The sequence below is a fragment of the Bradyrhizobium sp. AZCC 2230 genome (genome assembly GCF_036924495.1).
Lineage (GTDB): Bacteria > Pseudomonadota > Alphaproteobacteria > Rhizobiales > Xanthobacteraceae > Bradyrhizobium > Bradyrhizobium rifense.
In genome coordinates, this window is the sequence record NZ_JAZHRS010000001.1 from 4,033,004 (window position 1) to 4,057,043 (window position 24,040).

A 24,040-nucleotide genomic window follows, 5' to 3' on the forward strand; every position below is an offset into this window, starting at 1 on the left:
TGCGGAAAGCGGTCATCAAAAGCCCTCGCGTAGCCATCGTCCGACCTTTCCGAAATAACCGCCCGTTCCTGTCCTGACCTGCTGCCGCGTATGCCGCGGTTCGACATGCTCGTGGTGAACATATTGCGGGTAGACGAGAAGTCCGGCCGGCACCGCGAACGCGGCGTTCTTCGCCTCGTTGGGCAGCCGGCCAAAACCGAGCGGACGTCCGACCCGCACGGGCCGGCCGAGAATCTGGGTTCCGAGCTCGACGAGGCCGGTGAGCTGCGAGGCGCCGCCGGAGAGCACGACACGGCCCTTGGGCTCTGCCGCGAAGGGCGAATCCTTCAGCTTGTCCCGAACCATTTCGAAGACTTCCTCGGCACGATGCTTGACGATGGTGGCGATGGTGGCGCGCGAAACGATCTGCGGCAGATCCTGGTCGTCACCGGCTGTCGGTACAGACATCAGCTCACGCGAGTCCGATCCGCCGGTGATGACGGTGCCGTATAACGTCTTGATTCGCTCGGCGTCGGCAATGGTCGCCGAGAGTCCGCGCGCGAGATCCATCGTGATATGTTGCCCGCCGACCGCAAATCCGGCTGCGTGCACGAAGCGGCCGCCGGAATAGACCGCGATCGTTGTGGTGCCGGCGCCCATCTCGACCACGGCGGCGCCGAGATCGGCCTCGTCGTCGGTCAGCACCGACAGGCCGGCCACATAGGGGCTCGCCGCCATGGCTTCGACGTTGAGATGGCAGCGTTCCACCGCCAGCATCAGGTTCCGCGCCACGGTGGCGTCGCAGGTGACGACGTTCATGTCCACGCCAAATTGATGCGCGACCATGCCGCGCGGATCGCGGATGCCCTTGACGCCATCGAGCGTGTAGCCGACCGGCAGCGCATGCAGCACGGTGCGGCCCTCGCCGGTGGCGTGGCGCATGCCGGTGGAGGTGACGCGGCTGACATCGGCCGGCGTCACCGCGCCGCCGCGGATATCGGCTGCGGCCTCGACCAGCTGGCCCGCGAGACGGCCGCCGGAGACCGACAGCAGAACGGACTCGACCCGGACCTTGGCCATTTTCTCGGCGAGGCCCACGGCCTGGCGCACCGCCTGCTCGCATTCGGCGAGATCGACCACCGCGCCGGCCTTCATGCCGCGCGACTGGATCTGGCTGTAGCCGATCAGCTCCACCGCATGGGTGCGGCCGCCCAGGGCTTCGCTCGGCGCGGACGGCTTCAGCCGCGCGATCATACAGGCGATCTTGCTGGTGCCGATATCCAGGCAGGCGACGATACCGCCGCGCTTGTGCGGGATCTGGCGCGTCTTCGGCGTCTGGGTGCGATCAAGACCGGTCATGCGGCGTCCCCGGCCTTCTTTTTCTTCTTGTCCTTGAACAGATCTTCGCGCGCCTTGGCGGCGTCATCGGACAGCTGCACCACCAGACGGTCGGGCAGGCGCATGTCGATCGCGACGATATCCTTCGAGAACAGCCTGTCGTCCTTGTCGAGCTTGGAGAGCGCGGCGAGTGCGTTGCCGACATCCTGCTCCGGAAGGCGGACGTCGAGGCCGTCTTTCAGCCTCAGGTTCCAGCGCCGCTCACCGACATAGATCGCGGCTTTCGTCACCGCGTTCACCTGCGGATAGCGGGCAAGCAGCGCGAGGAAGTCGCGGGCCTGCGTGTCGGCGCCCTTGCCGACCACGAGCGGCAGCGACAGGAACCGGCGCGAGACATAGGGTTCGAGCAGCGCGCCATCGTCGGCGATGACGGAGAGCCGGCCGGCCTCCTGCCACAGCGCGAACGCCTTGCGCTCGGTGATCTCGATCATGAGCTGGCCCGGATAGAGCTTCAGCACGGTCGCGTCCGCGATCCAGGCATTGGCCTTGAGCTTGTCGCGGACGTTGTCGGCATCGAGAAACAGCAGCGAGGAGCGGCCGCTGACGCCGCCGATGGCGAGGATCTCGTCCTGGCTGAGCTGCTTGCGGCCGTTGATCACGACCGAGGTGATGCGGAAGCCGGCCGAATTGGCCATGGCGTTGCGCGCGTCGCTGACCGCCGTGATGAAATCCTGGAGATGGCCGCCCTTGACGATGCCGAGGCCGCAGCTGCCGATCAACAGCAGCACGGTCATGCTGATCCCGACCCGGCGCGGCAGATAACGCTCGACCATCGCGATCAGGCGCGGCGGCGGCTCACGTTCGACGACGGCCTTGACCTTGGACTTGGCCTTGATCTTCCGCTCGGCGGTGGCGCGGTTCTCCTCACGCCGATCCTGCACCCACTCGCGCAGAAGCACGACCGCTCCGATAGCGGCCGCCTTCAGGTCAGCTTGGGGCCTCAGCGATCTCAAAAACGACCGGGTGAGGCTTCCTGCACCATCCATTGCACGAGCTCGTCAACAGTTTGCCCGCGACATCGCGCGGGTCCTGGCGAACATGACGTCTCGGACTTGCCGGGCCGGGTACTGGTCTTCGGCAGAAGAAACCGCTCCCCTTCAAAGCGTTCGCCGGTCGGAGACAATCCGAAACGGCTCACGCGCCGGCAGCCAAAACGCCATATGCGCCGCCAGCGTTAACCTTCGGACTTCCTGGTAAACAAAAGGTAAAGTTCGTTAACGAAGAATGCGTTTTGCCCAGCTCTGTGAGGCAGTTATGCCACGATGTCCGGCATTTTACCGGTTTTGGGCACCAAACCGGCCGTTTTCGGCCTCGCAGCCGTTAACCAATCCTAACTATTTCCGCACCTGCCGCACCGCCAGCTCGATCAGGTCGCGGAGGAAGTCGGGGAATGCGATGCCCTCGGCTTTCAGCGCCTTGGGGTAGAGCGAGGACTTGGTCAGCCCGGGCAGCGTGTTGGTTTCGAGGTAGACCAGCCCCTTCTCCGAGACGATGAAGTCGGAGCGGGAATAGCCGCTGCAGGACATCGCGCGATGCGCCGCCATGGCCTGCGTCTTGAGCGCGGCGGTGATCTCGGGCGTGAAGCGGCCGGGGCAGATCTCCTGGGTCGACTTCAAAAGATATTTTGCGGCGTAGTCGAAATTGCCCTCACCCGGAATGATCTCGATCGGCGGCAGCGAGATGATCGAGCCATCGGTGCGCTCCAGCACGCCGCAGGTCGCCTCGACGCCGGCGATGTAGGGCTCGATCACATACTCTTCGTGCCTGGCGGCATTGCGGACGGCGACGAGATCCTGCCTGGCGTTGACGAAGATCAGGCCATAGCTCGATCCATCACGCGCCGGCTTTGCGATCAGCCTTCCATACTCAGCGAAGGCATCATCGATGTTCTCGATCGCGATGCCCTCGGGCGGCGTCACGCCGCCGAGCGCGGCAAAGCGCTTGGCCGCGATCTTGTCGAAGGCGAGATGTGAGGAGGCCGAGCCGGAGCCGGTGAATGGCACGCCGCGCACTTCACACATCACCTGCAATTCGCCATTCTCGGCACTGCCGCCATGCAGGCTGAGCACGAGGACGCGATCTTCAGTCTTGGCTTTGTCGAGCGCCTGCGCCAGCGGAATGCCACGCGTGCCAGGCTTGAACTCGTCCTCGAAGGGCCGCGAATGTTCGAGCAGCTGCCTGGACTGCACGACGTGCACCTTGTCCTCGACGTCCCACCACCAGAGATCGGCCTCGGGCAGCGCCTGATGCAGCGCCTGGGCTGACGCGACAGAAACCAGACGCTCGCGATTGGAGCCGCCAAAGAGGATCGTGGTGCGCATGTTCTCTCGTCGCCTGTCCAAATTAGCCGGGAATTCCAATCCGCTTGATTTCCCAGTGCAGCTCAATTCCGGAATTCGCCTTCACGCGTTCGCGCACCGTCTCGCCCAGCGTCTCGATGTCGTGCGCGGTGGCATCGCCCGTGTTGATCAGGAAGTTGCAGTGCATCTCGGAGACCTGCGCGCCGCCGACGCGCAAGCCACGGCAACCTGCGGCGTCAACCAGCTTCCAGGCCGAATGGCCGGGCGGATTCTTGAAGGTCGATCCGCCGGTCTTTTCGCGGATCGGCTGCGCGGTCTCGCGATGGCTCTGCACGTCGGCCATTCGCGCGCGGATCGCATCAGTGTCCCTGATCTCGCCGCGAAAGCGTGCGGACGTGAAGATGATGGAGGGATCGACGCCGCTGTTGCGATAGACGAATTTCATGTCGGCATTGGAGAAGACGTGCTTCGCGCCGTCGCGGCCGATGCCGGTCGCCTCGATCAGCAAATCCTTGGTTTCGCCGCCATTGGCGCCGGCATTCATGCGCAGCGCACCACCGATCGTGCCGGGAATGCCGAAGTAGAATTCGAGCCCGCCGATATTGGCAGAGGCCGCGACCTCCGCGACGCGCTTGTCCAGAGCGGCCGCACCCGCGGTCACGACGTCACCGTTCGCAGTGGCCTCACCAAAAGCGCGCGGCGCCAGCCGGATCACCACACCGGCAATGCCACCATCGCGCACGATCAGGTTGGAGCCGACACCGACGACATAGACCGGGATGTCGCTGGCGAGATGCGCGAGGAAATAAGCGAGATCATCCTCGTCCGCCGGCGTGAACAGCACCTGCGCCGGCCCGCCGACGCGAAACCAGGTCAGTTCGGCCAGCGACTGGTTGGCAAGCAACCGCCCGCGAAGATCCGGCATCGCGGCTTTGAGAGCGGGTGTGATGTTGGGAAAGCTCATGCCATCGGCCCGCCTGAGGGACGCACAATCTCTCCGTTCCCTCCCCCCTTGTGGGGGAGGGTCAGGGAGGGGGGTAGCCCCAAGCAAGATCGGAGTGTGTGGCTACCCCTCTCCCCCACCCTCCCCCACAAGGGGGGAGGGAGCGCAGTGTGCTTTGGGGCAAATAGCGAGATCAAAATCACCGCCCTACCCCAGCGCTTTCAATTCGCCGGGCAGCGCATACGCCCATTGCGTGATGTTGCCGGCACCGAGGCACACGACGAGATCGCCTGACTTGGCAACTCCCTTCACAATGCCGGCGAGCTCAGACGCCGCCGGCAGCGGAACCACCTCGCGATGGCCGTGCGCGCGCAGGCCCGTGACGAAATGATCGCGGTCGATGCCGTCGATCGGCGTCTCGCCCGCGGCATAGACGTCGGCGACGACCACCGCATCGGCGTCATTGAAGCAGGTACAAAATTCCTCGAACAGCGATTGCAGACGGGTGTAGCGATGCGGCTGCACCACGGCGATGATCTTGCCGTTGCTGGATTCCCGCGCCGCTTTCAGCACCGCTGCGATCTCGACGGGGTGATGGCCGTAATCGTCGATCACGGTGACGCCGTTCCATTCTCCGGTCTTGGTGAAGCGGCGCTTGACGCCGCCGAAGCCGGCGATCGCCTTGCGGATCGCGTCATCTGAAACGCCAAGCTCGCGCGCGACCGCGATCGCAGCCGTCGCGTTGGAGGCGTTGTGGCGCCCCGGCATGGGCAGCATGAGATCGGCGATCTCGTGCACGACGCCCGTCTTGCGATCGCGGAACGCGACCTTGAATTTCGAGCCGCCGCCCATCGGCGTGAGGTCGAGCAATCGCGCGTCGGCCTGCGGATTTTCGCCGTAGGTGATGATGCGGCGGTCCTCGATCTCGCCGACGAGGCTTTGCACGACCGGGTGATCGGTGCACATCACGGCAAAGCCGTAGAACGGCAGGTTCTCGACGAAATGCCGGAACGCGTCCTGCACGGCGTCAAAAGTCTTGAAGTGATCGAGATGCTCGGGATCGACATTGGTGACGATCGCGACATCGGTCGGCAGCTTCAGGAACGTGCCGTCGCTCTCGTCCGCCTCCACCACCATCCAGTCGCCTGCGCCGAGACGCGCGTTGGAGCCATAGGCGTTGATGATGCCGCCGTTGATCACGGTCGGATCGAGCCCGCCGGCGTCGAGCAGGGTTGCGACCATCGTGGTCGTGGTGGTCTTGCCATGCGTGCCTGCGATCGCGACGCAGCTCTTCAGCCGCATCAATTCGGCCAGCATCTCGGCGCGGCGCACCACCGGAATGCGCCGCTCGCGCGCCGCCACCAATTCCGGATTGTCGCGCTTGATCGCGGTGGACACGACGACGACCTCGGCCCCGTCGACATTCTCGGCCTTGTGGCCGACCGAGACTTTTGCGCCCTTCTTGCGCAGACGGTCGAGATTGTAATTGTCGGAGGCATCCGAGCCCTGCACGGCATAGCCGAGATTGACCAGCACCTCGGCGATACCGCTCATGCCGATCCCGCCGATCCCGACGAAGTGGATGGGTCCGATCTCGCGCGGCAGTCTCATGCTCTGTTCCCTGACCTCGCCGCCTTGCGCAGGCGGCGTCTGGCGAAGATCACGGCCAAATCAGCCGCGCCGTTCTTACTGGATGCCCCGCTTTGGAAGACGAAGACAAGGGCTTTTTCGCGTCAGATTCCCGCGACTTTGACCACCAGATCGGCCAGCCGCTCGGCGGCATCGAGCCGGCCTGCCCCTTTCGCCGCCGCCGCCATGGCGCCGAGGCGCGCGGGCTCGGCCGCGAAACCGGAGATCTCGGCAGCAAGGCGGTCAGACGTGAACTCGGTCTGCGGGATGCGGATGGCGCCGTCGACCTTGGCCAGCACGCCGGCATTGGCGAACTGGTCCTGATCGATCGCGCCCGGCAGCGGCACCAGGATCGAGGGCCGGCCGATCGCGGCGAGTTCGGCGACCGTGCCGGCGCCGGAGCGCGACACCACCAGATGGTTGGAGGCGAGCCGCGCCGGCAAATCCGTGAAGAACGGCGCGAGCTCGGCCTTGATCTTGAGCTTGTCGTAGACCGCACGCACGCGGGTCATGTCCTCGTCGCGGACCTGCTGGGTGAGGATGAGCCGGCCCCACAGCGCGGGCTCGAGCCGCTCGATCGCGCCAGGCACGATGTCGGCCATGATGCGGGCACCCTGGCTGCCGCCGACGACGAGCAGGCGCAGCGGGCCGTTCACCTCCGGTGCGACGTATGGCACGGCGGCAGCGGCGAGGACCGCCGGTCGCATCGGCGTGCCGACCGTCGTGGTCTTGGCTGCCAGCGCCGGATCGCGGTCGAGCACGCCCGGCAACGACGTCGCGATGGCGCGGACACGGCTCGACAGAAACCGGTTGGCGCGGCCGAGCACCGCGTTGGCGTCGTGGATGATGCCGGGCACGCCGGCGAATTTGGCCGCGACCAGCGGCGGCAATGTCGGATAGCCACCGAAGCCGATGACGGCAGCGGGCTTCAATCGCTTGATCAGGCGGTACGCAGAGAGCGTGCCGGTCGCGAGCGTGAGGCCGGCATAAGCGAGCTGGATCGGATTGCGGCCGCGAGCGGTCTCGCTCGCGACAACGTCGATCATGTCCTTGGTGAACAGCCCGCTGTAGCGCAGTGCGCGCTCATCGGTGACGAGGCGCACGCGAAAGCCGCGCCGGATCAACTCGACGCCGAGCGCCTCGGCCGGAAACAGATGGCCGCCAGTGCCGCCTGCGGCGAGAAGAATCAAGGGGGAAGTGTCCATGGAGAGGCTTTTTACAAGGTCTTTCTCGTCATTGCGAGCGAAGCGAAGCAATCCAGACCGCCCCCGCGGAGGGATTCTGGATTGCTTCGCTGCGCTCGCAATGACGAAAAACTAAGCGTAACTCCGCATCGCCTCGGCGCGACCGATCGACTCCACCTCGGTACGCGGGCGCAGCCGCGTCAGCGCCAGCATCATGCCGACGCCATAGGAGAGCGACACGATCGAGGAGCCGCCATAGGAGATGAACGGCAGCGTCATGCCCTTGGCGGGGATGAGCTGGAGGTTGACCGACATGTTGATCGCGGCCTGCACACCGAACAGGATCGCAAGACCCGAAGCCGCAAAGCGCGAGAACATGTCTTCGTTGGCATAGGCGCGCGACAGCGTACGAATGACGACGAAGGCGAACAGCGTCAGCATCGCCAGGCACAGGATGATGCCGAACTCCTCGGCGGCAACCGCGAACACGAAGTCGGTGTGGCTGTCCGGCAGGCTGCGTTTTGCGATGCCCTCGCCCGGTCCGAGGCCAAACCAGCCACCGTTGTAGAAGGCCTCCATCGCGGTATCGACCTGAAAAGTGTCGCCGGAGGCCGGGTTCATGAAGCGCTTGATGCGTCCGGCAACGTGGGGAACGAAAAGATAAGCGCTGAACAGGCCGGCCGCGCCAATACCGGCGAGGCCGAACACCCAGATCATGCGCATGCCCGCGATGAAGAACAGCGAGCCCCACACCATCAGGATCAGCATGGTCTGGCCGAAGTCGGGCTCCATCACCAGTAGCGAGACCAGCATCATCAGCAGCACCAGCGCCATCGAGGTCGCGGGCATCTCCGGCCGCTTGGTCGATTCCGCGAACAGCCAGGCCGCGATGACGACGAACGACGGCTTTGCGATTTCGGAGGCCTGGATGTTGACGCCGAGCAGCGTGATCCAGCGCCGCGAGCCCTTGACCTCGGGGCCGATGGCGAGCGTCACCACGATCAGGATGATGCTGATCGTGAAGATGATCAGCGCACTTCGCCGGATCGAGCGCGGCGACAGGAAGGAGACGCCGACCAGCACCATGAAGGACGGCGCCAGGAACATCACGTGGCGGCTGAAGAAGTGGAAGGGATCGAGCCCGATGCGAGTCGCGACCGGCGGGCTCGCCGCCAGCGACAGGATGACGCCGGTCAGCATCAGCACCAGGATCGCGCCGAGCAGCGGCTTGTCGACGGTCCACCACCACTCGGTAAAGGGGGTGCGATCTTCACGGGAGAGCATGGGCGGCCGCTTTCGGACAGAGGTCGGTCCATTGGTCGCCGAGGTTGGTTACCGCAGGGTTAAGGAAATCGATATCTTTGGCGATAGATCCACCGGCGGCCCTATTCGTAATTGATCGCGACATCCCCCGCGCGCTGATCGCGCTTGTCGATCTGCGCTGCCTCGGGAATGAAGCCGATCCTGACTGCCCGCTCGCTGTTCCAGGCAACGACAACATCAAGATGCCCGCGCACGCTGACGAAGGTCGGCGTGCTCTCGGGTGAGAACGTCCGACCGCGCGCCACGATGCTGGCTTGCGTGCTGTCGGGCACTGTCGCCCCGCACGTCTTCCAGACCACGACAACCAACTGACTGCCGCTTGGGGAGGCAAACGCCCGCTGGCGAACGACGTGGCATGCGCCGAACCCGCTCATGACGTTGTCAATGAGGACAACACAGAGGAAACCGACCGGGACAGCAAGAGCGGCGACGACAATTCCGATCCAGCGTCGCCGCGACATCCTCACACCACCGGTTTCACACCCGGTAGCGCCTGCACCAGCTCGCGGAACTTTGTGCCGCGAATTTCGAAGTTGCGGTACTGGTCGAAGGAGGCGCAGGCCGGCGAGAGCAGAACGACCGCGTCGGTAAGGCCCGACGCTTCCGCATCGCGCGCGGCGTGCTCGACGGCAACGTCGAGCGTCTGGCTGATCTCGTGCGCGACCGTGCCGAGCGTGCCGGAAAATTCCTGTGCGGCTTCGCCGATCAGATAGGCCTTGCGGATGCGCGGGAAGAAGGAGGTCAAGCTGGTGATGCCGCCCGCCTTCGGCTTGCCGCCTGCGATCCAGAAGATGTCGGCAAAAGATGACAGCGCATGCGCCGTGGCGTCGGCGTTGGTGCCCTTGGAATCGTTGACGAACAGCACGTTGCCGCGGCGGCCGACCTGCTCCATGCGATGCGCAAGGCCCGGAAAGCTGCGCAGGCCGTTCTGCAGCACGTCCAGGCTGATGCCCATCGCAAGCGCGGCAGCGGCGGCGCAGGCCGCGTTCTGCGCGTTGTGCAGGCCACGCAGCGAACCGATGCCGCCGAGTTTTGCGATTTCGCTGCGGGCGCCGCCCGAGGTGCGCACGATGGTGCCATGCTCGACGTGAATGCCGCTCGCCAGCGGATTCCTGACGGAGATGCGCACCACGTTCTTGCCGGCGCGGTCGAGCCGATCGGCGATGTCGCGGCAATAGCCGTCGTCGACGCCGACGATCGAGGTGCCGCCTGCCTGCACGCATGCAACCAGGCGCTCCTTCACCGCAGCGTAATGTTCGATGGTGCCGTGACGATCGATGTGATCCTCGCTGACATTGAGCAGAATACCGACGGAGGGATCGAGCGAGGGCGTGAGGTCGATCTGGTAGGACGACATCTCGATGACATGGACGCGGCCCGTGCCCGGCGGCTCCAGCGACAGGATCGCGGTGCCGATATTGCCGCCCATCTGGGTGTCGTAGCCCGCAACCTTCGTGAGATGCGCGATCAAAGCCGTCGTGGTCGATTTGCCGTTGGTGCCGGTGATCGCAATGAACGGCGCGTTCGGTGCGTGCCGTCGGCGCTCACGGCAGAACAGCTCGATGTCGCCGATCACCTCGACACCGGCCTCGCGCGCTTTCAGCACGCTCCAGTGCGGCACCGGGTGGGTCAGCGGCACGCCGGGCGCGAGCACGAGCGCTGCGAAATTGCCCCAGGAAACGTTGCGCAAATCCGCGGTGACGAAGCCGGCCTGCGCGGCCTTGGCGACGTTCTCGGCATTGTCGTCGGCGGCGATCACCTCGGCACCGCCGGCCTTCAGCGCATGGCAGGAGGCGAGCCCCGAGCCACCGAGGCCGAACACCGCGACCGTCTTGCCGGCGAAGGATGTAACCGGGATCATCGTGTCAGCGCAGCTTCAGCGTGGAGAGGCCGGCAAGCGCCAGCATCACCGAGATGATCCAGAAGCGGATCACGATCTGCGGCTCGGTCCAGCCGAGCTGCTCGAAATGGTGGTGGATGGGCGCCATCCGGAAGATGCGCTTGCCCGTGAGCTTGAACGACACCACCTGCACGATGACGGAGACCGCCTCCAGCACGAACAGGCCGCCGATCACCGCGAGCACGATCTCGTGCTTCACCGCGACCGCGATCGAACCCAGCATGCCGCCCAGCGCAAGCGAGCCGGTGTCGCCCATGAAGATCGAGGCCGGCGGCGCGTTGAACCAGAGGAAGCCGAGGCCGGCGCCCAAGAGCGCGCCGCAGAGCACCGCAAGCTCGCCGGTGCCGGCGACATATTTGATCTGGAGGTAGTCGGCGAACACCGCGTTGCCGGCGAGATAGGCGATCATCGCAAAGCTCGCGGTCGCGATCATCACGGGCACGATGGCGAGGCCGTCGAGACCGTCGGTGAGGTTCACCGCATTGCCTGCACCGACGATGACAAAGGCTCCGAACACGACGAAAAACCAGCCGAAATGCAGCACGGTGTCCTTCAGGAAAGGTATCGTCAGCGCGGTCGACGCAGGATCGCGGTTCAACCGCACCAGCGCATAGCAGGCGACCAGCGCGATGATCGCCTCGATCAGCAGGCGCAGCTTGCCGCCGAATCCGCTCGTGGTCTGCTTGGTCACCTTGAGGTAGTCGTCATAGAAGCCGACGAAGCCGAAGCCGAGCGTCACCGCCAGCACGATCCAGACATAGGGATTGAGCGGGTTGGCCCACAGCACCGTCCCGACCGTGAGGCCGGACAGGATCATCAGCCCGCCCATGGTGGGCGTGCCCTTCTTGGCCAGATGCGATTGCGGACCGTCAGTGCGGATCGGCTGGCCCTTGCCCTGGCGGATGCGCAAATGGTCGATGATCCATGGTCCGAACAGGAACACGAACAGCGCGCCGGTGACGACGGCGCCGCCGGTGCGGAAGGTGATGTAGCGGAAGACGTTCAGAACGGTGCGCACTGCACCGAAGCCCGGAAATGTATTGGAAAGCTCGATCAGCCAGTAAAACATTCAGTCGGTCCTATGGCGCCTTTCGCACGCGGCCTTCGCCTTTGGCCTCAACATGTGTCACGCGCATTCGCTGGTCTTCATCATGGGGTCGGGCGACCTCAAAGAAACCGGACGGCGGCGCGCCGCAAAGAGTGGGATTCGGGAACAGCGCCTTCCAAGCAGTTTACGCCTTTGCCTGCAAGGCGGCCACTAGGCCCGGCACAAACTTGTTGACCCAGAACATCTTCTTGCTGCCCTTGACAACCACGACATCGCCTGCCTTCAGCAGGCCCGCGACCTCGCCCGGCTTCAGCGTGGCGGGATCGTCGTGCCAGCCGAGCCCTTTGCCGGCGGGAAGCGCGTCATAGAGATGCCGCATCAGCGGCCCGACGCAATAGATGCCGTCGATGCCGTCGAGATGCGTGGTCAGCGCGGTGTGGTAGCTTGGTGCGTCGTCGCCCAGTTCCAGCATGTCGCCGAGCACCGCAATGCGGCGGCCACCCGTCATGTTGCGCGCCTGCAGGCTTTGCAGCGCAGCAGCGACGCTCGCGGGATTGCCGTTAAAACTGTCGTCGATCACGGTGACGCCGCCGACCGCCTGCTCGACGCCGCGGCCGGTCATGATGCCGACGCGGTCGAGCTTGATCGCGAGCGTCGCGACATCGAGATGCGCGGCGTGAACCGAGGCGAGCGCGGCGAGCGCATTCTGCACGCGGTGCGGTGCGCCGGGCGTCAGGCTGAAGGCGATCTCCTTCTTGCCGATCGCGGCCACGACCTGCCAGCTATCGCCATGCGGGGCGTGCGTCACCTCGTGCACCCCGGCCTTCTCGCCGAAGCGCACCACCTTGCCCTTCCATTCGGATGCCTTGAGCCCGGCCGGCAGCACCAGCACGCCGTCTTGCGGCAGGCCGAGCGCGATCGACACCTTCTCGTGGCGGATGGCGTCGAGCGAGCCGAGCTTTTCCAGATGCACCGGCTGGACGTTGACGACGAGCGCGACGGTCGGCCGCGTCAATTCACTGAGCCGCGCGATCTCGCCGGTCTGATTCATGCCCATCTCGACGACCCAGAGGCTGGCATCGGGCCGGGCGTTGCACAGCGTCAGCGGCACGCCCCAGAAATTGTTGAAGCTCGACGGGCTCGCATAGGCATTGGGATAGGCCGCAATGAATTCCTTGGTGCTGGTCTTGCCGGCACTGCCGGTCAGCCCGATCACCGGCCCGTTGAAACGCGCCCGTGCGGCGCGGGCGAGGCCCCAGAGGCCGTCGATCAGCGTGTCCTTGACGACGATCTGCGGAATGCCAACGCCCGCGATCTCATGCGGCACGATCATCGCGACCGCGCCTGAGGCCTCCGCCTTGTCCGCGAACTCCCAGCCGTCGCGCGCGCTGGCGAAGGCCGAGATGAAGCCGCCGCTCGGCGTGCCGCTCAGCGCGACAAAGAGACTGCCGGGCTTCACCAGGCGGCTGTCCTGGGTGACGAAGTCGATGGGCGTGTTCGGAAAAGATCCTGTCGCGCCAAGCGCACGCGCCACCTCGGCAACCGTCCATAGTGGCGCGCTCATGCGACCCTCGATGCTAATGCGGCGGCGACCGCCTCGTGATCACTGAACGGCAGGACCTCGCCTCCGACGATCTGCCCGGTCTCATGGCCCTTGCCGGCGACGAGCAGCGCATCGCCATCTTCCAGCTCCTCGATCGCAGCGCGGATCGCGGCCGCGCGATCGCCGATTTCGCGCGCGCCCTTGGCAGTCGCGAGGATCGCAGCACGAATGGCTTCCGGCTTCTCGCTGCGCGGATTGTCGTCGGTAATGATGACGCGATCGGCGTTTTCAGCCGCGATCTCGCCCATGATCGGACGCTTGCCGGCGTCGCGATCGCCGCCGGCGCCGAACACGACGATCAGTCTTCGTTTGGCGTAAGGACGCAGCGCCTGCAACGCTTTCGCCAGCGCATCGGGCTTGTGCGCATAGTCGACGAAGATCGGCGCGCCGTTGCATTCGCCGACGCGCTCGAGCCGGCCCTTGGCGCCTTCGAGATGTTCGAGGCTCGCGAACACATTGGCCGCATCGCTGCCGGTGCCGATGGCAAGGCCGGCCGAGACCAGCGCATTCTCGATCTGGAATTCGCCGGCCAGCGGCAGCCGGACCACATAAATCTTGCCGCGATGTTCAAGTGCAAGCTTTTGCGAGAAGCCCTCGACCTCGACATCGGCGAGACGAATGCCCTCGCCTGCCCCGTCGCCGTGACGGCCGACCGCCATCACGCGCAGACCGCGCGTCGTCGCGGCGTCGATCGCTTCCGCCGAGCAATCATGATCGGCGGAGATCACTGCGGCGCCGCCGGGCGGCACGAGCTCGCGAAACAGCCTGAGTTTTGCCGCGAGGTAATGCGCGACTGAGGGGTGATAATCCATGTGGTCGCGCGAGAGATTGGTGAAGCCTCCGGCGGAGACGCGCACGCCGTCGACGCGATATTGATCGAGGCCGTGCGACGACGCTTCGAAGGCGAGATGCGTCACACCCTCGCGCGCGATCTCATCGAGCTGCCGGTGCAGTGCGATCGGATCCGGCGTCGTCAGCGAACCGTAGACAGTGCGTTTCGGCGAGACGAGGCCGATGGTACCGATGCTGGCCGAGGCATGCCCCAGCCGCTCCCAGATCTGGCGCGTGAACGCGGCAACCGAGGTCTTGCCGCTGGTTCCGGTTACTGCCGCAATCGTCGCAGGCTGGGCCGGGAAGAATCCCGCCGCAGCCAGTGCGAGCGCGCGGCGCGGATTGGCGACAGCGATGAACGGCACCTTGCAGCCATCAGGCGCATGATCGCCGACCACGGCCACTGCGCCCGCCGCAATGGCAGCATCGATGAAGCGCACGCCGTCGGTCTTGCTCCCCGCGAGCGCGAAGAAGAGATCGCCGGGCTTGACCGCGCGGCTGTCGAGCGCAACGCCGCTCACATCGAGCGCCGCGACAGCGGGCTCGATCGCGGCATCGTTGCCCAGGACATCCTGACCCAAGAGTTCACGCAGCTTCATGGTCTTCCAGTCGACATGCCGCGCCGGAAAGCCGAATCGTCAGGAAAAGCCGAATCAGCACCGGCGATGGGCCCCCCCCGATTGATTACTGGGTTGTCCTGGATGCTGCAAGAATAAGGCGGTCCGCAGGCGGCAGGTCGTAGCGGGGCTCGATGCCGAGCAGCGGCGCGATCCGCTCAATCACCTTGCCGCCGGTCGGCACGGCATTAAAGCCGGACGTGATGAAGCCGTAGGTCTCCTTCAGCGGCTGCGGCTCGTCCAGCATCACGAGAATCTGATACTTTGGATCGTCGGACGGCATGATCGCGGTGAAGGAGTTGAGCACCCGCTTCTTGGCATAGCGGCCGTTGATGACCTTCTCGGACGTGCCGGTCTTGCCGCCGACATAGTAGCCCTTCACGTCGGCGGACTTGGCAGTACCGATTTCGGCATTGAGCCGCATCAGATACCGCATCTTGTCGCTGGTCTCCTGCTTGATCACGCGCTTGGCCATCGCCCGCGCTTCGTCTTCGCTGCGTTTCATGAATGTCGGCGGAATCAAATAGCCGCCGTTCATCAGGGCGTTGATGCCCATCACCGCCTGGAGCGGCGCGACCGACAGGCCCTGACCGAACGCGATGGTGACCGTGTTCAGCTCACCCCAGCGGCGCGGCACCAGCGGCGCCGCGCTCTCCGGCAACTCAGTGCGCAGCCGCGTCAATTGTCCCATCTTGGCCAGGAACGCCTTGTGCGCCTCGACACCCTGGTTGAGTGCGATCCGCGCGGCGCCGATATTGGACGAATAGGTGAACACCTCCTTGGTGTTGATGAAACGCCCGAGCGAGTGGCTGTCATGGATGGTGAACTTGCCATAGTGCAGGTTCCCGCGTGCATCCCACGACGAGTTCAGGTTGATTTTGCCGGAATCGAGCGCCATCGCCAGCGTGAACGCCTTGAACGTCGATCCCATTTCGTAGACGCCGGTGGTCAGGCGATTGATGCGATCGGGATCGTGCGCTTCCTTCGGATTGTTAGGATCGAAGTCCGGCAGCGAGACCATTGCCACGATCTCGCCGGTCTTGACGTTGGATATGATGCCGGACGCCGCCTTGGCATGGAATTTTTCCTTGGCCTTCGAAAGCTCGTCGCGCAGCGCGTGCTCGACGCGCAAATCGACGGACAGCTCGATCGGCTTTTGCAGGCGGTCGGTGGCAAAGCCCGCGCGGTGCAGATCGGCGAGCCCTTGATTGTCGAGCCACTTCTCCATGCCGGCGATGCCCTGGTTGTCGATGTTGACCAGACCGATGAGGTGGGCGACCTCATTGCCGGTCGGGTAGACGCGCTTGTTCTCGCGCAGGAAGCCGATGCCGGGAATGCCGAGCTTGTGGATGTCCTGCTGCTGCTTCGACGTGATCTCGCGCTTCAGCCAAACGAAGCCTTTTCGCGACGACAGCCGCTCGCGCACCTCGACCTCGTCGAGATCCGGCACGGTCGCGGTCAGAAGCTCGATCGCCTCGTCCTTGTCGATGATGCGGCGCGGCTCGCCGAACAGGCTTGCCGCCTTGACGTCGGTTGCCAGGATCGCGCCGTTACGGTCGACGATGTCGGGCCGCGCGGTCGCGACCACCTCCTGCGAGGCAGCACGACGCGCGCTGTGAGCGTCGGCGCCGACCGCGAACATCACGAGCCGGCCGCCGATCAGGGCGTAGACCGAGGCGAAAGCGAGCATTGCGAGGCCGACGCGCGCGCGCGCCTTCGCGGCACGATCGACATTGCGCCCGTAGAGCAGGCTGCGGATCAGACGCTGCCGCCAAGGCTCAACTGGTTTGGCCGGAGTCGCAGCGCTCATTGCTTGTCCTCGGGCTGAGGCACGGAGCCTGTCACGCTATCCGGATCGCTCGCGGCTTCGATGGTGTTGAGCATGGCTCCGATCGGATCGGGCTCGCCCGGCCGGAACATCCGCGGTGGACGGTCCGGCAGGTTCTTCAGTGAATCATATTGCGTGCCGTTGACGGGCTTGAGCGGCAGATGCCGCTCGGACAGGCCCTGCAGCCGCAAGGGCGCATCGAGCTTGGCCCATTCGGAGCGCAGCTGCGCGATCGCATCGCGCTGCTCGCGGATCTCCGCATGCAGCCGCAGCACCTTCTCGGTGCGCGCGGTGGAATCCATCTTGATCCGGTAGACATAGGCAGCTGCGAAGATCAGCGCGCCGATGACGAGAAGGTGGATGAAGCGCATGCGCTAGCCTCCCCTCATCACGTCGGAGAGTCTTGGCCAGGACGATGGCTCGGCATCGTCATGCGCCGGCGCCGCGGTGCGCTCGGCGGCGCGAAGCTTTGCGGAACGGGCGCGCGGATTATGCGCAACCTCCGCCTCGCCGGCGATCACGGGTCGTCGCGTCAAAAGCTGGAAGCTCGGCGCACCTTGCGCCAGTTCCGGCAGATGCCGCGAGCCGCCGCCGGTCTTCGACCGTGAGGCGAGGAAATTCTTGACGATGCGGTCTTCCAGCGAATGGAACGAGACCACCACCAGACGGCCGCCGGGCTTGAGCACGCGCTCGGCCGCAGCCAACGCGGTCTGAAGCTCCTCGAGCTCTTCGTTGACGAAGATGCGCAGGGCCTGGAACGTCCGGGTCGCCGGATGAATGTCACCGGGCTTTGAACGAACAACCCTGCCGACGAGATCGGCGAGCGCGCGCGTGGTGGTGAACGGCGTCTCCTGCCGATCGGCCACGATGGCGCGGGCAACGCGGCGCGAATGCCGCTCCTCGCCGAAGAGATAGATGATGTCGGCGAGATCACTTTCCGAGGCGCGCGCGACGATGTCGGCGGCCGTCGGCCCAGCCTGCCCCATGCGCATGTCGAGCGGACCGTCGAGGCGGAACGAGAAGCCGCGACCGGCCTGGTCGAGCTGCATCGATGACACCCCGACATCCATCACGACGCCGTCGACCGCATCGACGCCTTGCGCGGCGCAGACCTCGGCAAGATTCGAGAAGCGGCCCTCGACCAGCGTCAGCCGGCCCGCGGCGCGCGCGACCAGCTCGGAACCGCCGGCAATCGCCGTTTGGTCGCGGTCGATCGCGATCAGGCGGGTTCCCGGCACGTCGAGGATGGCGCGGCTGTAGCCGCCGGCGCCGAAGGTGGCGTCGACATAGATGCCGCCCTCGCGCGGCGCGAGATGCTCGACCGCCTCGCGGCCAAGCACGGGAATGTGCGGCGCGGAGCTCATGCGCCGCGCCCGCCAGGCAGACAGGTGAAATCGGGGGCGAAGCAGCCCATCACGCCTCGAATAATTCCGCGTCGCGGCGGTTCCACGACAAAGCCCCAGTCCAACACGCGCGCCGAGCCCGGTCGTCCCAGGCGGCAGACCCGGTGTTCCCAGTGGAATATGTCGGGCAGCCATGGGATTTCGAGCCAAAATCGCTTCTGGCCGCCTCAGGACGCGGGTCGGCTCTTCACCCCTCAGTAACGGCCCTTAGCGTTAAGAAAGCGTTGATCGGCTCGTTACAAGTCGAAAAGGCGGCCTGGCGGTGATGCGGCATCCACACACATGCGCCAAAATGCGCCCGTTAACCGCACCGCGCGATTGCGCGGACCGGACAGTAAAGAAATAGTAAAGAGAAGGGCTTGGCCCCCTCTCCTGTCCGACCTGAGCTGTTTATGTCGTCCGGTTCGTCCACGCCGCCTGGAACTGATTCGAAGCGTCAGCGCGTTCTCCCGGTTCCCAAGGCCGCGGCGAACATGCGGACGTTCGAGCCGGATTCGTCGATCGTGTCCGACATCATCCCGTCGCCCAATCACGGCGAGCGCACCAAGGGTCGGCAGCCCGACATGATCGTGCTGCACTACACCGGCATGCCCGACGTCGAGGGCGCGCTGGCGCGGCTGTGCACGGCGGGCACCGAGGTGTCGGCTCATTATGTCGTGCTCGAAGACGGCCGCATCGTGCAATGCGTCCCCGAAGCGCGGCGCGCCTGGCACGCCGGTGTCTCCACCTGGGCGGGTGAGGACGACATCAATTCCTGTTCGATCGGGATCGAGATCATCAATCGCGGCCACGATTGGGGCTATCCGGAATATCCGCTGCGCCAGATCGCCGCCGTGATCGCGCTGTGCCGCGGCATCATGCTCCGTCGCAAGGTGACGCCGCAACGGGTGCTCGGTCATTCCGACGTCGCGCCCGCGCGCAAGAAGGATCCCGGCGAAAAATTTCCCTGGCATTCGCTGGCCAATTCCGGCGTCGGTCACTGGGTGACGCCGGCGCCGGTCGTGCGCGGCGAAAGCCTGATGCTCGGCACCATCAGCGACGAGGTGCTGAGCCTGCAGCAGGCGCTTGCGCGCTACGGCTATGGCGTGCCGCTGACCGGCAAATACGACGCATCGACGATGGAAGTCATCACGGCATTCCAGCGCCACTTCCGCCCCGCACGCCTGGACGGTGTTGCCGATCACTCGACGCTGTCGACCTTGCAGGCCCTGCTCGCGAGCCTGCCGGCGGATGGGACGGCCGTCGCGTCGAAGTGACGCCTCGATCAGAAATCCTCCGCTGTTCGCTCGAATGTGATCGCGCGATCGTCACTGCAATTGCGGACGTCGGGCTATTGTCCGGCGATCGGACGCGAGCAGGACGAACGATACGATGCAGATCGATCGCAGGCCACTGACTGAGCGACTCGCAGCTTTTCCGCGGCTGGGCCTCGCCGATCTTCCCACACCACTCGAACCGATGAAGCGGCTGACGGCTCATCTCGGCGGGCCGCGGCTGTGGGTCAAACGCGACGACGCCACCGGGCTCGGCTTCGGCGGCAACAAGCTGCGCAAGCTCGACTACGTCCTGCATGATGCCGTCTCAGAAGGCGCCGACACGATCGTCTCGGGCGGTGTGGTGCAATCGAACAGCCAGCGGCAGGTCGCGGCGGTTGCTGCAAAGCTCGGGCTCGCCTGTCACCTGGCCGTCTACCACGGCCGGCTCGCGCCGCCGACGCCGGAATACGAGACTTCGGGCAACGCCTTTCTCAATCGGCTGTTCGGCGCGCACCTGCACGACGTGCCCTGGACCGGCGACCGCAATGCCGCCATCCGCACGCTCGTCGACGATCTCCGGGCGAAGGGACGCAAGCCGTATTTCGTGCCTTACGGCGTTTCGAATCCGCTGGGCGCGGTCGCCTATGCCACCACGATTGCCGAAATCGAGCAGCAGGCGGCGCTGTCGGGCTTCAAGCCGGCCGCCATCGTGCATTGCACCGGAAGTGCCGGCACGCAGGCCGGTCTCGTCGTCGGCGCGGCCGTGGCCATGCCGGGCACAAGAATCGTCGGGATCGATATCGATGCCGAGCCCGCGCGGGTGCGCTCCGATGTGGTGGCCCTTGCACGGCAAGCGGCGGATCTGCTCGGCGCAGGCTTCGACGAGTCCACGGTCGAAGTGGTCGCCGGTCATGCCGGACCGGCCTATGGGGTGCCGCACGCGGCCACGATCGAAGCGATCCGGCTGGCAGGACAAACGGAAGCGCTCGTGCTCGACCCCGTCTATTCGGGTAAGGGGCTCGCCGGTCTGATTGCGATGATCCGCCAGGGGCGTTGGCGCAACGACGAGGATGTCATCTTCCTGCACACGGGCGGCGCGCCGGCCCTGTTCGCCTACCAGAGCGCGCTCGGCATCTAGTCAAGCTCGCGCACCCGCCGCGCGTACAGCCGCCGCAACGGCGCGAGCTGTGTCGCCTCCGTTGCCACATGATAGGCCTCACGCGCGTCGTCCTTGCGGCCGAGCCGCCGCAACAGATCGGCGCGCACCGCCGGCAACATCTCATAGCCGTCCAGCCCGCCGCGCGCGGTGATCGCATCGACGAGATCGAGCGCGCGCGCCGGACCGTCGACCATCGAGACCGCGGCAGCATGATTGAGCTCGATCACCGGAGACGGGCTGATGCGCAACAGCACTTCATACAGGCCGGCGATCTGCGGCCAGTCAGTCTCCTCGAAGCTCGGTGCGCGGGCATGCAGCGCGGCGATCGCGGCCTGCACCGCATAAGGCTGCGGCCGGCCCGGCACGCGCAGCGCGTCATCGACGAGACGCAGGCCTTCCTCGATCTGCGCGCGATCCCAGAGCGAGCGGTCCTGCTCTTCCAGAAGAACAATGTCGCCGGCCGCGGTTTCGCGCCCGGCGCGGCGCGAATCATGGAGCAGCATCAGCGCCAGCAGTCCCTTGATCCCCGCGCGGTCTGGCATCAGCCGGTCGAGCAGGCGGCCGAGCCTGATTGCCTCGACCGCAAGGTCAGGCCGCATCAGGTCGGCGCCCGAGGTTGCGACATAGCCTTCGGTGAAGACGAGGTAGATGACTGCGAGCACGCCATCGAGCCGCGGTGCCAAGGCATCGCGCTCGGGCACTTCATAGGGAATGCCGGCGAGCCTGATCTTCTGCTTGGCGCGAACGAGGCGTTGCGCCATCGCGTCTTCGCCAACGAGGAAGGCACGCGCGACCTGCGCGCTGGAGAGGCCGCAGACCGTGCGCAGCGTCAGCGCGACCCGGACTTCGGCCGCGAACGCCGGGTGGCAGCAGGTGAAGATCAGCCGCAGCATGTCGTCGTCGAGCATCGCCGGCGGTTCGGCCGGCGTGTCTGAGTTGAGCTCGAGCTCGTGCAGGAGCGCCTGCTGCTTGCCGCGGAAGGCGGCCTGACGACGCACACGGTCGATCGCCTTGTTCCGGCCGACATTGACCAGCCAGGCGCGGGGATTGTCGGGGACCTCGTCTGCCGCCCAGCGCTCAAGCGCGACCGCGAACGCATCCTGCAGCGCATCCTCGGCCAGATCGAAATCACCGACGAGGCGGATCAGGGTGGCCAGCGCCCGCCCCGCCTCGTCGCGGAAGATCCCGTCGATGTCGGTGGACGAGATCACTTGTAGATCATGACCGGCCTGACCTCGATCGATCCTTCGCGGGCCCCGGGAATCCGCGCAGCCAACGCAATGGCGGTGTCGAGATCCTTGGCTTCGACCAGATAATAGCCGCCGAGTTGCTCGCGGGTCTCCGCGAACGGACCGTCCGTCGTCAGGGTCTTGCCATCACGCACGCGCACGGTGGTCGCCGTGGTGCTCGGCTGAAGCCCGTCACCGGCCTTGAAATGACCGCTCTGCACGATGGACTGCGTGTAAGTACCGTAGTCCGCCGACATCGCCTGACGGTCCGCGGGGGTCATCTTGCTCAATTCCGCTTCGCTCCGATAGATCAGCAGCAGATATTGCATGGCTCAACTCCTGTTGTTCGGCTCAATTGCCGACATCCAGTCGAACGGGGCGCATATCGAACGACATCTTCAGGATAAATTATTTACGCCCCCGCGTGCGCGACGATCTTGGCTTGACGAAACCGTCACAAATGCTCATTGCCTAGGCCGTCAGTCGGCCGGACGGCCGCTCCGGCAAGTGCCGAAAGGCCGCCGGGGAGGAAAGTCCGGGCTCCCTTGACATACGGTGCCGGATAACGTCCGGCGGGGGCGACCCCAGGGAAAGTGCCACAGAGAACGAACCGCCCGCCTCCGCCCTTTGGGCTTCGGCGAGGCAAGCCCAGGCTTGCCACGTCGTAGCAGCGAGAGCTGCGTAGACGGGTAAGGGTGAAAAGGTGCGGTAAGAGCGCACCGCGGATCCGGCAACGGAGCCGGCATGGTAAACCCCACCGGGAGCAAAACCGAATAGGGACGGCGTAGCGGGCTGTTCGCTTTAAGCGATAACGCCGCGGGGCGATGTCAGGCCCGCCGTCCGGGTAGGTTGCTCGAGGCCACGTGCAAACATGGTCCCAGAGGAATGGCCGTCACGTATCGTTCGCGCAAGCGGACGGTGCCTTACAGAACCCGGCTTACAGGCCGGCTGATATCTTGCAACGAGGGGTTCGATGCTAACGCATCGGACCCCTCACCAATTTCACCGTAGTCATTCCGGGGCGGGCGCAGCACGAACCCGGAATCCATCAGGCGACAGAGACGGTGGATGAATGGATTCCGGGTTCTCGCTTCGCGAGCCCCGGAATGACAAACTAACCGACAATCGTCTCCAACACACCCATCAGCGCCTCCGGCGCCGTGACGTTCGGTGCATGACTGGCGTCGAGCTCGAAATAGCCCCAGCCTTCCTCGCTCTTGGCCCGCTTGGCGAACTGCCCGAACACATCGCCCGGTGGAATGCGTTTACAATAGATATAGCTGCGCGGCATTGCCGGCTCGCCATGCGCGAGGTTCAGCTTCGTCTCGCAGCATTTGATCGGCATGTTGACGCGGCGCGCGTCCAGCCAGTCGAGATCGGCCTGCGGCGTATCCGGCGGTGGTGGGTTCGGCGGGATGCGGTAGCCGTCTCCCGCGGCGGCTGCCTTGCGCATCGGCTCGCGCCCGCCTTCGTTGAGATCGAACAGCGATTGCCCGTCACGCGGCACGAAGGCATCGAGATAGATCAGCTGCGTCACGCGTTCGCGCGCGTGATCGGCCACACCGGTGGCGACCATGCCGCCATAGCTGTGGCCGATCAGCACGATGTCATTGAGATCCTCGAACCTGATAACGTTCAGGATATCCTGGATATGCGTGTCGAGATCGACACCGGGACTGGCGAGATGTTCACGCTCGCCGAGCCCGGTATAGGTCGGCGTCACCAGGCGATGACCGGCCTGTGCCATCAACGGATGCATCTTCTTCCAGGACCATCCGCCGGACCATGCGCCATGACAGAGTAGAAAAATCTTCGAGCGTCCGGCCATCTACATTTTCCATCGTTAGTGTCGGTGTGATGGAGTGTAGTGGAGGGTCGCGCCAAATAAACTTCACGACTGCTTCAGGCCGCGCGCGAATCCTTCACAAGTGCCGGAGCGAACTCGGTGGCCTCGCGCCGCAGCTTGCCCGCCTCGAAGCCGTGCATGCCGATCTGCCATTGCAGGCCGACGATGGCGCCCTTGGTCGGCTGCAGCAATCCGAGCGAAGCAAACAACGTCACCGGCAACCACACTGACAGTTGCAGCCAGACCGGCGGCGCGTAAACGGTCTCGACCGCAAGGATCGCCGGCACCACGAGATGCCCGACCACGACCATCACCAGATAGGCCGGGAAATCGTCGGCGCGCTGGTGAAACAACTCCTCGCCGCAATGGTCGCAGCTGTTCGCCACCTTCAGGAAGCGGCCGAACATATGCCCTTCGCCGCAGTTCGGGCACTTGCCGCGAAAACCGCGCCACATCGCCTTTGCAAGAGAAACTGAACCGGTTGCCATGACGACACCTCTTCCGTTTTGATGATCCATACAATAATATCTTGCATCCATACATTCAAAGGATATGGGCCTAAAT

21 protein-coding genes and 1 other RNA gene are annotated in these 24,040 nt (G+C 65.1%); 3 read left to right on the forward strand and 19 right to left on the reverse strand.

Annotated elements, in window-relative coordinates:
* Window positions 1-15: 15 nt before the first annotated feature.
* The 15 genes from ftsA to rsmH form a co-directional block, all read right to left on the reverse strand.
* Window positions 16-1,338, reverse strand: coding sequence for a cell division protein FtsA (ftsA, locus tag V1280_RS19295; protein WP_334527332.1), 1,323 nt, complete (start codon window positions 1,336-1,338; stop codon window positions 16-18).
* Window positions 1,335-2,363, reverse strand: coding sequence for a cell division protein FtsQ/DivIB (locus V1280_RS19300; protein ID WP_334527335.1), 1,029 nt, complete (start codon window positions 2,361-2,363; stop codon window positions 1,335-1,337). The genes ftsA and V1280_RS19300 overlap by 4 nt, the downstream gene beginning before the upstream one ends.
* Window positions 2,364-2,711: 348 nt before the next feature.
* Window positions 2,712-3,698: a D-alanine--D-alanine ligase family protein gene (locus V1280_RS19305; protein WP_334527338.1), complete on the reverse strand. Its 987-nt coding sequence runs from the start codon at window positions 3,696-3,698 to the stop codon at window positions 2,712-2,714.
* Between the two features lie 22 nt (window positions 3,699-3,720).
* The gene (gene murB / locus V1280_RS19310) at window positions 3,721-4,641 is read right to left on the reverse strand and encodes a UDP-N-acetylmuramate dehydrogenase (protein ID WP_334527341.1); all 921 of its coding nucleotides are present in this window, start codon (window positions 4,639-4,641) and stop codon (window positions 3,721-3,723) included.
* Between the two features lie 186 nt (window positions 4,642-4,827).
* Window positions 4,828-6,231: a UDP-N-acetylmuramate--L-alanine ligase gene (murC, locus tag V1280_RS19315; RefSeq protein ID WP_334527344.1), complete on the reverse strand. Its 1,404-nt coding sequence runs from the start codon at window positions 6,229-6,231 to the stop codon at window positions 4,828-4,830.
* A gap of 122 nt (window positions 6,232-6,353) precedes the next feature.
* Window positions 6,354-7,454, reverse strand: a complete 1,101-nt coding sequence (gene murG, locus V1280_RS19320; protein WP_334527347.1) for an undecaprenyldiphospho-muramoylpentapeptide beta-N-acetylglucosaminyltransferase — start codon at window positions 7,452-7,454, stop codon at window positions 6,354-6,356.
* 111 nt (window positions 7,455-7,565) lie between these two features.
* The gene (ftsW, locus tag V1280_RS19325; RefSeq protein ID WP_334527350.1) at window positions 7,566-8,717 is read right to left on the reverse strand and encodes a putative lipid II flippase FtsW; all 1,152 of its coding nucleotides are present in this window, start codon (window positions 8,715-8,717) and stop codon (window positions 7,566-7,568) included.
* A 101-nt stretch (window positions 8,718-8,818) separates the two neighbouring features.
* Window positions 8,819-9,130, reverse strand: a complete 312-nt coding sequence (locus V1280_RS19330; RefSeq protein ID WP_334527353.1) for a hypothetical protein — start codon at window positions 9,128-9,130, stop codon at window positions 8,819-8,821.
* Between the two features lie 89 nt (window positions 9,131-9,219).
* Entirely contained in the window at window positions 9,220-10,617 is a 1,398-nt protein-coding gene (gene murD, locus V1280_RS19335; RefSeq protein WP_334527356.1) for a UDP-N-acetylmuramoyl-L-alanine--D-glutamate ligase, read from the reverse strand.
* 4 nt (window positions 10,618-10,621) lie between these two features.
* Entirely contained in the window at window positions 10,622-11,725 is a 1,104-nt protein-coding gene (mraY, locus tag V1280_RS19340) for a phospho-N-acetylmuramoyl-pentapeptide-transferase (protein WP_334527359.1), read from the reverse strand.
* Window positions 11,726-11,888: 163 nt separating this feature from the next.
* Window positions 11,889-13,268, reverse strand: a complete 1,380-nt coding sequence (locus V1280_RS19345) for a UDP-N-acetylmuramoyl-tripeptide--D-alanyl-D-alanine ligase (protein ID WP_334527362.1) — start codon at window positions 13,266-13,268, stop codon at window positions 11,889-11,891.
* Window positions 13,265-14,737 carry a UDP-N-acetylmuramoyl-L-alanyl-D-glutamate--2,6-diaminopimelate ligase gene (locus V1280_RS19350; RefSeq protein ID WP_334527365.1) on the reverse strand — a complete coding sequence of 491 codons (1,473 nt, stop codon included), beginning with the start codon at window positions 14,735-14,737 and terminating at the stop codon, window positions 13,265-13,267. Before V1280_RS19350 ends, V1280_RS19345 begins: the two co-directional genes overlap by 4 nt.
* Window positions 14,738-14,822: 85 nt before the next feature.
* Complete coding sequence (locus V1280_RS19355; protein ID WP_334527368.1) at window positions 14,823-16,565, reverse strand: peptidoglycan D,D-transpeptidase FtsI family protein; 1,743 nt, start codon at window positions 16,563-16,565, stop codon at window positions 14,823-14,825.
* Entirely contained in the window at window positions 16,562-16,954 is a 393-nt protein-coding gene (gene ftsL / locus V1280_RS19360; protein WP_334527371.1) for a cell division protein FtsL, read from the reverse strand. The genes V1280_RS19355 and ftsL overlap by 4 nt, the downstream gene beginning before the upstream one ends.
* A gap of 3 nt (window positions 16,955-16,957) precedes the next feature.
* The gene (gene rsmH / locus V1280_RS19365; protein ID WP_334527374.1) at window positions 16,958-17,947 is read right to left on the reverse strand and encodes a 16S rRNA (cytosine(1402)-N(4))-methyltransferase RsmH; all 990 of its coding nucleotides are present in this window, start codon (window positions 17,945-17,947) and stop codon (window positions 16,958-16,960) included.
* Window positions 17,948-18,459: 512 nt separating this feature from the next.
* Here rsmH and V1280_RS19370 point away from each other — a divergent pair.
* Together V1280_RS19370 and V1280_RS19375 are read left to right on the forward strand one after the other, a co-directional pair.
* Window positions 18,460-19,242, forward strand: coding sequence for an N-acetylmuramoyl-L-alanine amidase (locus V1280_RS19370; protein ID WP_334527377.1), 783 nt, complete (start codon window positions 18,460-18,462; stop codon window positions 19,240-19,242).
* Between the two features lie 115 nt (window positions 19,243-19,357).
* Window positions 19,358-20,380: a D-cysteine desulfhydrase family protein gene (locus tag V1280_RS19375; RefSeq protein WP_334527380.1), complete on the forward strand. Its 1,023-nt coding sequence runs from the start codon at window positions 19,358-19,360 to the stop codon at window positions 20,378-20,380.
* On the opposite strand, the gene V1280_RS19380 is transcribed toward V1280_RS19375, so the two are convergent.
* A complete protein-coding gene (locus V1280_RS19380) occupies window positions 20,377-21,612 on the reverse strand; it encodes an RNA polymerase sigma factor (protein WP_442895142.1) in 1,236 nt (411 codons plus the stop codon). The genes V1280_RS19375 and V1280_RS19380 overlap by 4 nt on opposite strands.
* A complete protein-coding gene (locus V1280_RS19385; protein WP_334527383.1) occupies window positions 21,609-21,959 on the reverse strand; it encodes a YciI family protein in 351 nt (116 codons plus the stop codon). The genes V1280_RS19380 and V1280_RS19385 overlap by 4 nt, the downstream gene beginning before the upstream one ends.
* 150 nt (window positions 21,960-22,109) lie before the next feature.
* Here V1280_RS19385 and rnpB point away from each other — a divergent pair.
* An RNA gene (gene rnpB, locus V1280_RS19390) (RNase P RNA component class A) lies at window positions 22,110-22,586 on the forward strand.
* A 158-nt stretch (window positions 22,587-22,744) separates the two neighbouring features.
* On the opposite strand, the gene V1280_RS19395 is transcribed toward rnpB, so the two are convergent.
* Together V1280_RS19395 and V1280_RS19400 are read right to left on the reverse strand one after the other, a co-directional pair.
* Complete coding sequence (locus V1280_RS19395; protein WP_334527386.1) at window positions 22,745-23,458, reverse strand: alpha/beta fold hydrolase; 714 nt, start codon at window positions 23,456-23,458, stop codon at window positions 22,745-22,747.
* 74 nt (window positions 23,459-23,532) lie between these two features.
* Entirely contained in the window at window positions 23,533-23,994 is a 462-nt protein-coding gene (locus V1280_RS19400) for a DUF983 domain-containing protein (RefSeq protein WP_334527389.1), read from the reverse strand.
* Window positions 23,995-24,040: the final 46 nt, after the last annotated feature.